General features: G+C 34.8%; 10 protein-coding genes. 1 reads left to right on the top strand and 9 read right to left on the bottom strand.

Annotated elements, in window-relative coordinates; translation table 11 throughout:
* The first annotated feature begins 420 nt into the window (after positions 1 to 420).
* Positions 421 to 1,191: a WecB/TagA/CpsF family glycosyltransferase gene (locus CSQ79_RS22195; RefSeq protein WP_099703315.1), complete on the top strand. Its 771-nt coding sequence runs from the start codon at positions 421 to 423 to the stop codon at positions 1,189 to 1,191.
* A 162-nt stretch (positions 1,192 to 1,353) separates the two neighbouring features.
* Here the strand turns inward: CSQ79_RS22195 and CSQ79_RS22200 are convergent, their stop codons facing one another.
* The 9 genes from CSQ79_RS22200 to CSQ79_RS22235 form a co-directional block, all read right to left on the bottom strand.
* Positions 1,354 to 2,088 (bottom strand): acyltransferase, encoded by a 735-nt coding sequence (locus CSQ79_RS22200; RefSeq protein ID WP_099703300.1) that lies wholly within the window; start codon positions 2,086 to 2,088, stop codon positions 1,354 to 1,356.
* A 338-nt stretch (positions 2,089 to 2,426) separates the two neighbouring features.
* The gene (locus CSQ79_RS28345) at positions 2,427 to 2,555 is read right to left on the bottom strand and encodes a hypothetical protein (RefSeq protein ID WP_265576249.1); all 129 of its coding nucleotides are present in this window, start codon (positions 2,553 to 2,555) and stop codon (positions 2,427 to 2,429) included.
* A gap of 684 nt (positions 2,556 to 3,239) precedes the next feature.
* The gene (locus CSQ79_RS22205) at positions 3,240 to 4,121 is read right to left on the bottom strand and encodes a glycosyltransferase family 2 protein (RefSeq protein ID WP_289501429.1); all 882 of its coding nucleotides are present in this window, start codon (positions 4,119 to 4,121) and stop codon (positions 3,240 to 3,242) included.
* 85 nt (positions 4,122 to 4,206) lie between these two features.
* Positions 4,207 to 5,241 (bottom strand): glycosyltransferase family 2 protein, encoded by a 1,035-nt coding sequence (locus CSQ79_RS22210; protein WP_099703302.1) that lies wholly within the window; start codon positions 5,239 to 5,241, stop codon positions 4,207 to 4,209.
* A gap of 85 nt (positions 5,242 to 5,326) precedes the next feature.
* On the bottom strand, positions 5,327 to 6,622 hold the full coding sequence (locus tag CSQ79_RS22215; RefSeq protein WP_099703303.1) for a lipopolysaccharide biosynthesis protein: 1,296 nt from the start codon (positions 6,620 to 6,622) through the stop codon (positions 5,327 to 5,329).
* A gap of 459 nt (positions 6,623 to 7,081) precedes the next feature.
* Positions 7,082 to 8,122: a glycosyltransferase family 2 protein gene (locus tag CSQ79_RS22220; protein ID WP_099703304.1), complete on the bottom strand. Its 1,041-nt coding sequence runs from the start codon at positions 8,120 to 8,122 to the stop codon at positions 7,082 to 7,084.
* Between the two features lie 45 nt (positions 8,123 to 8,167).
* Positions 8,168 to 9,469: an O-antigen ligase family protein gene (locus CSQ79_RS22225; RefSeq protein ID WP_099703305.1), complete on the bottom strand. Its 1,302-nt coding sequence runs from the start codon at positions 9,467 to 9,469 to the stop codon at positions 8,168 to 8,170.
* A gap of 51 nt (positions 9,470 to 9,520) precedes the next feature.
* Complete coding sequence (locus tag CSQ79_RS22230; RefSeq protein WP_099703306.1) at positions 9,521 to 10,522, bottom strand: glycoside hydrolase family 5 protein; 1,002 nt, start codon at positions 10,520 to 10,522, stop codon at positions 9,521 to 9,523.
* A 136-nt stretch (positions 10,523 to 10,658) separates the two neighbouring features.
* Positions 10,659 to 12,125: a GumC family protein gene (locus tag CSQ79_RS22235; RefSeq protein WP_099703307.1), complete on the bottom strand. Its 1,467-nt coding sequence runs from the start codon at positions 12,123 to 12,125 to the stop codon at positions 10,659 to 10,661.
* Positions 12,126 to 12,883: the final 758 nt, after the last annotated feature.

The raw sequence follows: 12,883 nt of genomic DNA on the forward strand, positions 1-12,883 counted from the left end.
TCTGTCTACATGCTAAAAACATGTCCTTCTAAACTTTGTTTACGTAAATTTACTGTAGCTTTGTTTTCGTAAGTCTTGTTGTTTTTACGTAAATTTCATCTAAACTTCTTGCATTTTAAAGATCGTATAAACCTTTACAGAAAACTTCCGCATATACCGAAAATAAAAATTAAGCTGTTTAGTGTCTGTTGTACTAATAGATATCAGTTGTACGTAAATTTACTGTAAATTCAGTAACGCAAAAATGTTTGTGCTTTAAAAAGCATAGGCGTTGTCGTTGTAAGAATATCAAATCTCCATTGCTGTCCGAGAAAAATGTACTGAATGCAGGATTCAGGTAATTATCTATTGCCTTTTTTCGGAGAGCTAAAGCTCGGTCTGAGAGAAACTTCTCATTTATTATTTTCTAGAAGCAAAACAATGAAACTAGTAAGAATACTCAATATTTCACTTAATAACTTATCTAAATTAGAGCTATTGAAAAATCTTAAATCGGGTGTTGTATTTACACCCAATGTAGATCACATGGTCAAGCTACAGTACGACCGTGAGTTTTTACAAACTTATTTGCAAGCTGATTATAAAGTTTGTGATAGCCAAATTTTGGTTTATGCTTCAAGGTTTCTAGGAACTCCTATTAAAGAAAAAATTTCTGGTTCAGATTTTTTCCCAGCGTTTTATACCTATCACAGAAACAATCCTGATATTAAAATTTTTCTTTTGGGAGGTAAGCAAGGAGTAGCACAGCGAGCTGCTAAAAGAATTAATAGTAAAATTGGTAGAAATATAGTGATAGGTGCTCACTCTCCTTCTTTCGGATTTGAAAAGAATGAACAAGAGTGTATAGAACTTATAGACATGATTAATCAGTCTGGTGCATCAGTTTTAGCAGTGGGTGTTGGAGCACCAAAGCAAGAAAAATGGATTATAAAATATAAAAACAGATTACCAAATATAAAAATATTTCTAGCTGTAGGAGCCACAATTGATTTTGAGGCAGGAAATGTGAAAAGAGCGCCAAAATGGATGAGTGAGGCTGGTTTGGAATGGCTATATAGATTATTAGTGGAACCTCAGCGTCTTTGGAGAAGATATTTATTAGAAGATTTACCATTTTTTTGGTTAGTCTTAAAACAAAAATTCAAGTTAGATAATCTTCCTACCACCAGTATAGATGAAAGAGTTGTTTAACTTTAAAAACATAATTTTATTTGTCAATTAATAAATCTCCTTTTTTGTGAAGGAGATTTATTAGTTTTATTTAAGTAAGCTCTAACTTTAAGATAAAGAAGTAAGTAGACGTTAACCCAAAATTATAAACATTGAATTGAATCTACCTACTGAAATAATGCCTTAACTTCTTGCTAGTAACTTTTGTTCTCCTCTACGCGTAACTACTTTTGCAGGAACACCCACTGCGATTGAATAAGGAGGAACATTCTTAGTGACAACAGCCCCTGCTCCAATAATGCTACCTTGACCGATGGTAACGCCATCAAGGACTGTTACTCCATTACCTAACCAACAATCATCTTCAATGACAATTCCCTTACGAGTTACTCCTTGATCCCAAATATAACGAGATGGATCGGCAAAAATATGATTATTAGCATAGATTCCGACGTGTGAGGCAATTAAACAGCATTTGCCAATTTTGATATTACCAGGACCAGCAATACAGCTATAAGCGCCAATAACTGTACGCTCGCCAACTTCAATATGGCAGTTTCCTTCGGTAGGAACAACACTGATATTGACACCACGCTCAATACAGACGCGATCGCCTAACAGAATTTGACTATTTTGTCCTCTTGCTGTTAGACGAACATCACGGAGAATCTTAACTTCATTACCCATGTTTATATGCTCAGCACCAAAGAATTCTACTCCAAACTCGATATACACAGATCTTCCCATTCGCTTCATGATAGGGCGGTATATGAGCTGTCTTAATAGAGAACCTGGAAGTTTTGGAATCCAACCTACTAGTAGAAAGATTGCAGTTTCTTGGACACGCGACCATAAAGAATTGATGTGACGCTCAGATAAAAATAATTGCTTTTTTGAGCTGCTTGTCTTGGTATTCATAGTTAACTCGTTCTCCATTATTTCTCAGAGAGACTACTCTCTTTAAGCCAGCAAAAATAAGTCGAATCAAAGGTATTCAAACCTTGTGCGATCGCAATATCTTTAGCAAAAAATTGCTTTGTAGCTGAGAAGCTGAAGCTAAATTTCTAAGCTCAATCAATTTTCACTGCTGTGACTAAGCCAATATCTCTAAAAACTACAACCTTAGCTTAGAATTCAGCACAATGATTTTTGAAAATATTAGCTTAGCGCTTTTATAAAGCTCAGTATAATTTGCCTCAATTCATAAACTGAGGTTTATTAATCTCAACAATGTTTTATAGTTTGCCACACCCAACTTAGGGTGGAGTATCACCTACTTCAGACATCACATTGAAGTCCACCATTGGAGCAAACAAGTAGATACTTCCCCGATTTCGATATCGGTTTTCTTGTAACCAGTTTCTAGTGTCTAGTACTGTTTTCACGACGGGAAGATATCCTAAGAACTACTTGACAGTTTAATGTTTATGCTCATAACTCAGCATTTACCACTAAACTCGATCAATCTTTTTTGCAAACAAATAAGTCTATAAATATATCAAATATAATACTGTATTTGTTTTGTTGTATTCATCTACATAATAATACTGATCTTCAATATAAACAACTATTTTCAGGATAAAATTATATAAAGTTATTGTAAAATCTTAATGAAGCTTTAGTTTATGAATATCTCTTAAACTTAAGGACTTGTGTACCTGACTAAGAAACCTATTTTTAGGTGTTAAATCTTGGTTAAGATGGCAATATACATCTTCTGCAAAGCTTTTTATGCTGTAGAGTACACTTTTCAGAAGATAGTAGTAAGTAAATATAGGCTAAAAACCAAAAATATTAACCATACTGTTTGAAGTCAAAACTATTTAACTTAACCAAAAAGACTAAAGCCAAGAAAAAGCTCAGCTTTAAAGATGTTAATGATTGCTTTGAATTGCTATATTTTGATATTTCTTAGATATGAGCTATGAAATGAAAATGATTTAGTAATTCAATGTAGATTTAATGACAAAGTAATTTTTTAAGTTCATTCAAGCTTGATATTTTATTGCAGACATGATTGCATTCATTGAACAGCGATCGCATAATAAGTATTTAACAAATGTATAAATTTATACACACAATATTTTAGGTAGTTGTAACAATGACAACATACTTATAGCTCCTTGCAATTCTCCAATCTTCCACCCGAGTTGCCATAAGAATTCAGCAAAGTCACCTCGACTGCGGACTTGTAGAATAGCTAAGGTTAAATACTTCCAACCGCCCAAATATAATTTCAAGGTGGAAAATATGCTCAATGAACCACCATATTTTTGGCGAAGCGGTAAGTAAGCCTTTGACCATTTCAACGCTTGACTATAACTGCTAAACAAAGAATTACGAAAACGGTAATGCACGATCGCACTTGGTTCTAAATGAATTTTGGCTCCTGCAAGTTGTGCTCTCCAACAATACTCGGCATCTTCTACATAAAGAAAAGACTCATCAAAACCACCGATGGCTTGATATAGCGAGCGTTTAAAACCAAGATTGCAACTACCAGCAAACGGAAGATATGGAGAATGTTTTAGATACATCAATCCTGATTGCTGTTGATGATTCCTTCTTTGCCAAGCAGTATTGAGTTTTGTATAATCAAGAACGCCAGCAACAAGTTCATGAAGATTCAGTGCTTCTCCCATCGCTGTTACCCAACCAGGAGCAACCTCATCGTCAGCATCGCAGAAAGCAAAAGCCTCACCTCTTGCAGCTAATATGCCCATATTACGAGCATATGATGGTCCTTGTCGCGCTAGTGCATGGATCAGACGGAGATGAGGAATCTTGTCTGTGTATTCATTTACGATCGCTACAGTATTATCAGTTGAGTTGTTGTTGCAAACAATAATTTCCCATTGCTCATGCCAAGATTGATTGGCAAGCGCTTCGAGTTGAACAGCAATGGTATCAGCTGCATTAAAACAAGGGATAATAACACTCAGTTTCATCATTTTAGCTGATGTAAAATTTAATACACAAATATAACTATCAATAAACTTGCATTGCAGATTTGTTGTGCATTAGTGCTTCTTAGTTTTAGTAAGCTCGCTTATACCCATATTGCTTCATGCGCTCAATTCCAGCTAAAATGGGGACAAGAGTCAGTATTCCAACAATTTTTAGCGAAGAACTACACTTAAGAGCTTCTTTAATTTGAACTATTGTAGTAGCAGTATCACCTCTGCTCAGTGCCCGACGTGCAGCACCTAATGTATTAATTGCAGATACTTCTTCTGCTTTGTGCGATAACTTATCTGCAAGGGTGTCAGGTAAATAAGCGCGAGAAATTTCAATTGCTTTGCGTCTATCTGCAACGTTTGCTCCAGACTTAATGACATTAGAAGTAGTAGAAGCAGAATGTAGTCGATAGTGTGCTAACACTTGCGGTTCGTACCATACTGGATAGTATGCAGCAATTCGCTTACACATTTCCCAATCGCAGGTGTAACGAAGTTCTGGATGAAACCCACCTAACTTTTCATATACGCTACGTTTAACAACAAGTGCTGGAGGTTGAATGAGTGGTTCTACTGCAATCCGTGCTATCCAGTGAGAAATAACACCAGCTGTAACTTGCTCTAATTTAGGAATATAAACAGGGCGATCATCTTCATCTACATTAGCGTATCGACAAAATGCTGCTCCGATTGTAGGTTCTTGCTCAAACGCTTCCTGTAAACGCTGATAAAATCCAGGTAAAACGACGTCATCATCGTGTAAGATATGAACCAAATGACCGCGCGATCGCTGAATACAAGCTGTTAGGTTAGCTGTTAAGCCAACATTGTAAGGTTGTCGATAAAAAGAAATTCTACCCTGACCAATATCTTGAACAAGTGCTTCCACATCTGTTTGTGTGGAACAATTGTCTACAACTTCGATCTGCATAAACTCTGGTGCAGGTGCTTGATTTAGTATACTTTTGAGGGTTTGCTCTAGATACTTAGTGCGATTATAAGTTGGAATCATCACAGACCAAAGTGGTCTATTTTGTTCTTCTGATACTTCAATTTTAGGACAATTATTAGTTCCAAGTACTGGAGAACTTGATACTCTGTCTATATTATTCATTGTCTTTCTCCGGCAAAAATTAATCAACACAATCAAACGAATGTTCTACTAAAATCCAAAAACCACCTTGACTTTTGGTTTAAAGTTACGAACTTATAGTCATGTTGTGAGAACTGCTACCAAAAACGTATTTACCAGTCCAAAGAGTAAACAAAGGTAATAACACAATATGAGTAATTAACACTGCTGCAGCTACTGCTAAAACTCCCCACTGCACAGCTACAAGTAAGCTTACAGCAAAGATTAGAGTAAAAATTAAATTCCAAGCGAGAGCTATCCGACTTTTATCAATAGTTAGAAGTAAAAGCTTAGCTGCTTCTGCAAACGGTCGCGACATAGCTGAAAGACATATAAGTACTAAGATAGGAATTGCAGGAATCCATTTCTGTCCAAAGATAATTGGTACGTAAAAAGGAGCTAAACTTGATTGAAGTAAAACTAGTGGAATAACGATAAAAGCAATTGTTTTTATACTACTAAAATATGTCGATTTCAGTTGACTTAAATTAGTGCGAGCAGCACACAGATGAGGGAATAAAGAAGAAACAATGACATTCAATACGTTCATGCTAATTCCTAGCCCCGCATTAAAGGCAAAGTAGTATAATCCTAGTTCATTAAAACCTAGAAACTTTCCTACTATTAAATAATCTAGGTTCGCTCTCAGTTTATTTAAAAATTCAACTACTATAATATTTACTGAATAACCTGCTACTTCCTGCCACTTGTAAAGAGTAAAAGATTTTTTTGGTCTCCAAGAATGATTCATTAGGTTAATAACAAGCCAAATTGGAGTTGCTAATCCAAAAGGTAATATAACTGACCAAATTCCAAATCCCAAGAAAGCCAAAGCAATAGTTGCAACATTAAGAGCAATTCCCTGAAGAACATTAATTAATGCTGTAATATTAAGTCTGTTTTCTCTTCTAATTAATGAAGATTGTACAGCTCCAATTGGTAGTAACAGATAACTTAAAGCTATAAAGCAAACAGGTAAAACTATATTATTGTCTTTGTAAAACCACGCTAGAGGAAAAGCTACTGCACATTGGAGGATAAAGAGCAGTACAAATAATATCCAGTTCATCCAATATGCTGTATCACATAAAACTTTGAGATCTTTATCTGGTGCTTGAATAATCTTGGCATCAATGGCAGAGCAAAATGTACCAGCAAAGTCATGTGTAATTAGAATGATTGCAATAAGTCCATATTCATAGGAGTTCAGTAGACGAGCTAAAGTAATAGTAGTAACTAAACGAAAAACACGATTGACTAGTTCTGCTCCGCCTAACCAACCCATATTGCGTACAAATTGACTAGATAATTTCCATTTTAATTTATTAGCTACTAGTCTTGCTTTTCTAATACTAATTGTCATTTTTTGCCTTCAGCCTAAATTTTATAAAAAATCCTATGGAGATGATATCTTTTTCATTGCATGCAAACTTTAGTTTTTCAGTTTGGGGTTTTTACTGAAGTAAGAAGAGATTTAATTAAATCTTAAGATACATCCTGGATAAATCTATGTGTATTGGTACTTCTTCAAATTCTCTTCATTAAACTTTAATCAGAGTAATGATATTATTAAATTAGTTCACAAAGGTAGCTTTTTATATTATGTAGTGTCTAAGAATAAATCTCAGGATGCCCTTTGTATCCAAAAATAAAGTAAGTAGATAAAATAGATTCCTAACTGAAATTTTTATCAAACTAGAATTTTATAAATAAATAGAATCAAGAAAATGAGATTGTTTGGTTCTAAAGTTGACCCTTAATGTATTTCGAGCAATCTTGTTATGGGTCAACTTAGATATCTTTTATTGCAATAAGCAAATAATTATACTGATTGTTGATATCCTTCTATTGTTAGGGTACGGTTTTGTGTTGCTCCGACAAATTTTATAGCTACGCTTTTGATCAACGAATGTAGAGACTTAGGGAATAGAAATAGCGAGTAAGCAGCAGCTAAAGTCAATAGTGTACGATGTGGTTCTTCAATAAGAATCTGCCAGTATGTAAATAAAGCTTTATGTGCTAACTCCATTGCTGTTGCTTTTGCTTCTAAAGTTACTGCTCTTCTAGCCAAATGCCGTAATTGATATGCCATTGCTGGAGCTTTCCATTGATGCATATCTTTTACAGGTGTATAAGCTTGAGCTTTATTTAACAACGTTTCCCAAGATCTAAGTTTTTTCAAGATTTGCGCTGAAAATCCGTGAGGATTTACTCGATAGAGTGTCAGTGGTGCTGCAACTCCTTCCATTTTCCATTTCGTCTGGATGGCAATTCGTAACCAGCATTCAACATCTTCTGATGGATGTAGGTTTCTATCCTCGTTAAAATAAAAATCTTCTGTCGTTCCGTAAAGATTGTCTTTAAACTTAATTTCTGCAAAGACTTCTCTTCTAAAAACTGCAGCCGAACCATTGCCAATTGGTGTACGACACAGTAAATCTAATGGAGTAATATCTTTAAGCTTGGACATTTGGTACAGCTTTAATGGATTTCCTTCTTCATCAATAAAAGCAGAGCGACTAAAGCTGACTCCAACATCTGGTGAAGATTCTAGATGTTCAATATGTTTTTCTAGTTTATTTGGCAACCATAAATCATCTGCATCCAAGAAAGCTAAATAGTCTCCTTGAGAGTAACGAATCCCTGTATTTCTAGCAGCTGCTACTCCTCGGTTCTCTTGACGAATAATTCTAATTCTAGGATCTGCAAACTTCTGACAAATATCTATACTTTTATCAGGAGAACCATCATCAACAATGAGTATTTCAAAATTCGTGTAAGTTTGCTGAAGAACTGTGTTTATAGTATCAGCAATATATCTTTCTACATTGTAAACTGGAATAATGACAGAAACTTTGCTCATTTTGATTTTTACCTTTAACCATCTATTTTTTATAGAGAACTCTAATTAGCTTTCTAATAAAGTGTTTTTGAATCTAAAAAGAGTAGATACTGATTGAGTTTCTGCTCTTAAAGCAATACCTAACATCAACAAACCAGGCCAGTAAAGATATGCTAAAAGGTCAAGTTCTTCCGTAAATGAGAAGAAGAAGAAAACTAAAATTATACTCAATCCTGTTTTAGCGATCGCACTTCTCTGTGCTTGAATTATTAAGTATATAAGACTCCATAAAAATGGCACAGCAAACGCCATAAAACCAACTAAACCCTTAGTGTAAAGTAAGTTTACCCAAGTACCACATCCAGACGTTCCAACTGGCAAGAAGTATACGATTGCTGGACCTATGGGTTCAGTATATCCATGACCCCAAATAGGTGCTTCATTCCACCATTTATCTAGAGATAACTTAATCAAGTTTATTCGAGCTTCAGAAGAAGTTGCTCTAGCACCATGCACTTGTTCAGTAAGACTACTAATAAAATTAGTTATTTGAGTCGAGAAAATACTTAGCAAAAAACTTCCTATGCCTGTAGCAAAATATATTCCAGGACGAGTAAAGTTTGTTAAAAGCCAAGTAAGCAATAAAATCACTGGAAAAGATAAAATTGCTGCTCGTGATACCGAAACCAAAACCATAGCAAGGGCGCCTATCATCCCAATTCTACGCCACTTTTTATTTGTTTCTTGGCGAGCAATAAAAAAGTAAATTAGTGATATCAGTGCTAAATTTGGTGCCCAAGGAGAAAATAAAGCTAGACGGACTTGATTACTATCGTAGTCTAAAAAATACAATACTACACTATAAAGATCTGGAGAATTACCTCCAACTTTAGCCAAAGGAGAAACATATAAAGTACTAGTGGGGAGACGTAGTAAGTATGCCAAATAACAAATTGGAATAACAATTAAACTTTGAGCACAAAGGATACAAACAGCTCTGTAAATTAATTTCGGTCTAATGTTAAGACAAGCAACTAAAGGTAATAAACCCCAGAGAGCATGTTCCCTAGTCCACTTAAAAACAGACTTCATTAATCTAACAGTATCAACATTAAAATCAAGATTACCGATGATTATGGCAACCACAATTATGCACATCGAAATCATCCATAACCATGTAGTTGAAGAAATTGTTATTTCTCTAACTGTATTTTCTTTTGACTGCTGCCAAACTTTTTTGCCAAGATAAGCTACTAATATCCAAGCTACTATAGGTATGACAATAGGCTGAGCACCAAAGAGATATAAGCCATATGTACCAATGATTGTGTACCAAACTAAGCTTTCTTCAAAGTTGAGTGGTTTCATTTTTATCTTCCTATCCACAATTAACTCAAAAAGCTTGAAATTGAAAATTATTTATCTTTTGTCAAAGAGATAATCTTTAACAAAACCACCCATGTAGTTTTCTCCTACTAATAAGTTCCAATCTTTATCAAACATTTCTGGTTGCCAAGAATGGTCAGCAACCCAACAAGTCCAACTAAGATTGTATTTCTCTAGATTTTTCATTAAAGGAACGCCAAAATTCGTTCTAGTTCCACTTGTAGGATAATCAGCACCATTACGAAATCCCCATTCTGTAATAAATAGAGGGATTTTATCAGCCACATTAAATATCCATTTATCCCACAATGACCTATCAAGTCCAGGATAAAGGTGCGCTACATAAACAATATTTTTACCTTGAATCGGATTATTAGGCGCATCATATAAATGTTGAGCATAATGTGGTGCTCCTACTAAAATTAAGTTATTAGGAGCATAAGAACGAATAAGATTGACCCAGGGTTGAACAGTATTTTTCCAGGCTGCCCAACTCATATCAGTCGAGTTTTCGTTGAAAACCTCAAATAGTACATTAGGATAGTTTTTAAATTTGGGTGCAATGTCAGTCCAAAATGCTCGTGTTTCAGCATCGACGTTATTAGGATTATCAATGTAATGCCAATCTATGATGCAATAGATTTGTTTTTCTACACACTTTTCTATAGCTGGCTTTATATAGTCTTTGTAATATTTTTGTGGTTGGGAATTATAACCTGAATCCCAAATAGGATATACGGGTAATCTGATTACCTTAGAGTGCCAACCTTTATTTTTGTCTGTTAGTAGATCAATCAGTTCAACAGGTGATTTTCCAGTTTGATTTCTATAATCGTAGTGAGCTAAATCTGGAAGTGATACACCTCGTAAAACAACTTTATTATTGGAACTATCTTTAATATTAATACCATCTACATGAAGCCAAGAATTATTCATCACTGCCGAAGAACTGGTATTGAAGCTAATAAGTATTGTTCCAATAACAAAAAGATAGCTTAATAAGAAAAGAATTATGTATTGTTTGCTTTTCTTCATGTCCCCAACTAATATTCAAGTGAACAAAAAATAGTTTTTTGATATCTATTGAAATTTATTAAGCTCCTTAATTACTATTTATCTGTCCCTATTTCTAATCATTGTGTACCCTATCCTATAAGTAGAAACACTAAATTTATTGAAAAGGGTTGCTCATATTACTCTCATTAAAGCTGAGAACAGGTTGTTGCAGTTCAAGTGTTTCTAGTTCTCTTTTAAATGCTTTGTTTTTAGGTTGACGTAAGTAGAGTAATGCTATACCAGTATTAATAAATAGAGAGCATAGTGCTGCACCTAACAAAATTAACTCTGGTTTTGGTGTATTTGGAGTTGCTGCAAGAGTAGGTTCTGAAAGCATTTGGATGAGAGGATAAGAACCAAATGCATTAGCTCTGCTAATATCAAACTTAGTTAAAGTAGAAGAAAACACTGCTTCTGCGATTTGCACATCTCGTTTAAGAGCATCTAACGTAGACTCATTTTGTGCTAAATTTTTAAGCCTACTTTCAAGTAATGTAATTTGTCTATCTATTTCTTGCGCTTGAGCTTTCAGCCCTTGTTGATCAGCTTGAGATGCGACTAACCCTTGAAAGAGTGCTTCTCGAGCTGATTGAGAATTAGCCTGACTGAGCGCATATTGTTGTATTGTCGGCTCATCAACGGAACGCCCTAACAGATTTTGACTCCGAGATAAGAAAGCTTCTCGAGATGCGTCTTGCCTTGCCTGTTGTTCAACTACAGTAGGATGATCCGGTAAAAACCTTGCATTTAACTGAGTTAAAGTGGTACTAGCATCACTATAATCTTTTAAATTTTGCTGAAATATTTGGTCAGACTGTAATGCAAAAGCATCAGCAGCTTGCTGAGAAGATACATTCAGATTTGCTGATAATTGGTTTACTCGAGAACTAATCTGCTGTTGTTGAGCCGAAACTTCTGCTTTTTGTCTTCTTAATTGTTCAATATTAGCAGAAAGATCTCTCAGTTGCTCATTAGATACTAATCCTGAGTTAGCTTTAAATGCGGAGAGTGATTGTTGTGCATCCTGTAGCTTTTGCTTTGCAGAATCAAGAGTATTTTGGAAGCCTATCTCTTGTTGAGCAATTTCTTTTACTCTCAGCTGGTTTAGTCTAGCCTGAAATGCTTGATGAAATGCCAAAGACTTATTTCTAGCTTCTTCTGGTGTTGCTCCTTTAAAGTCAAAATTCATGAGAGTTGTATTCAGCACAATCCTAACTCGAGGCTTGCCAAATTCTTGTACAGGCATATTAATTTGGCTAGCCGCTGCTTCTAAAACTGCTTCACTTTCAGCAATAATCTTGTATGTTTCTCTAGGATCTTGAATAGAACTGTTGGCATAAGGTGAAGAGTTTTCGTAATAAGCTTGCCCAATATTAGGTAGATTAACATTAGCCGCTGATTTTGTTTCTGGTAATGTAGCTGTAGAAGTACTAGTGTATACAGGTTTTTTTAGTTTAACAAATAGCAATGCAGAACCCCAAATAGCCGCATTTGCTAGCAAAGCTATTAATAAATAATATGTCCAGCGATTATTTTTGTTTGTTGATTTTGAGAAAGAATGCGATGATATGTTTTTATTCATTGAAAACCCCTTTGCTGCTCCTAAACAGTCTTATATTTTTCCATTAACAAATATTTTTAGAGCTAAATCAAATCTGTTTTAAAATATAGCTCTTTTTATGTATAGACAATTTTTGTATTGCTAATTTGTGTAGATATATTTTGGACGGTTTTTTGAGAAATGAGCAAATACTTCAATTGCGTACAGCATGATTAAATTATGTTCTCTATTATTTATATTATGTGAATGTTGAAAACCCTGATACTTTTCAATACCTTCTCCATGATTTCTTTGTAGAAAATGGGGCTTTTGTAATGAAAGTGTAAAGCAATGTCAAATACCCCAGAGTATTCTATGTATTTTTACGTATAGCAATAACTCTTTTGACTGATAATACTTTATTTTGTTCAAACAAAACCTAAACTCATGCAATCAAGTTGTCTTTGTTCATTGTTTATGAGTGTTAAGCTAGTTTACTCAGTAAACCAACCTCATTCAGCATGAAATAGTAATCTTAGTAATATTTGTTTAGTCACAAAAGTAATAAAATTCCAATAGCCTAAAGTTTCAAGTGTTGGTTAAGAATAAATAAATCCCTCGATAAAGTCTCGTGGGATTTAATAATCAGTGCTTGCTTTAATTTCTGGGTTTCAACCAACACCGAGAGGAAGACGAGAAGCGAAGTGAGCATCTTGTTCGCGGCGGAGTTGATCGCAAAGACGACCATGAGGAAGTTCAACATCATCATAAGTCAGCACAGCATCCTTAGGTAAATCGCG

It is taken from the genome of Gloeocapsopsis sp. IPPAS B-1203 (assembly GCF_002749975.1).
Lineage (GTDB): Bacteria > Cyanobacteriota > Cyanobacteriia > Cyanobacteriales > Chroococcidiopsidaceae > Gloeocapsopsis.

What these genes read in the sequence shown, in the direction of transcription:
- CSQ79_RS22195 (WP_099703315.1), top strand. Translation starts at nt 421, where the DNA reads ATGAAACTAGTAAGAATACTCAATATTTCACTTAATAACTTATCTAAA.
- CSQ79_RS22230 (WP_099703306.1), bottom strand. Translation starts at nt 10,522, where the DNA reads ATGAAGAAAAGCAAACAATACATAATTCTTTTCTTATTAAGCTATCTT.
- CSQ79_RS22220 (WP_099703304.1), bottom strand. Translation starts at nt 8,122, where the DNA reads ATGAGCAAAGTTTCTGTCATTATTCCAGTTTACAATGTAGAAAGATAT.
- CSQ79_RS22225 (WP_099703305.1), bottom strand. Translation starts at nt 9,469, where the DNA reads ATGAAACCACTCAACTTTGAAGAAAGCTTAGTTTGGTACACAATCATT.
- CSQ79_RS22210 (WP_099703302.1), bottom strand. Translation starts at nt 5,241, where the DNA reads ATGAATAATATAGACAGAGTATCAAGTTCTCCAGTACTTGGAACTAAT.
- CSQ79_RS22205 (WP_289501429.1), bottom strand. Translation starts at nt 4,121, where the DNA reads ATGATGAAACTGAGTGTTATTATCCCTTGTTTTAATGCAGCTGATACC.
- CSQ79_RS22235 (WP_099703307.1), bottom strand. Translation starts at nt 12,125, where the DNA reads ATGAATAAAAACATATCATCGCATTCTTTCTCAAAATCAACAAACAAA.
- CSQ79_RS22215 (WP_099703303.1), bottom strand. Translation starts at nt 6,622, where the DNA reads ATGACAATTAGTATTAGAAAAGCAAGACTAGTAGCTAATAAATTAAAA.
- CSQ79_RS22200 (WP_099703300.1), bottom strand. Translation starts at nt 2,088, where the DNA reads ATGAATACCAAGACAAGCAGCTCAAAAAAGCAATTATTTTTATCTGAG.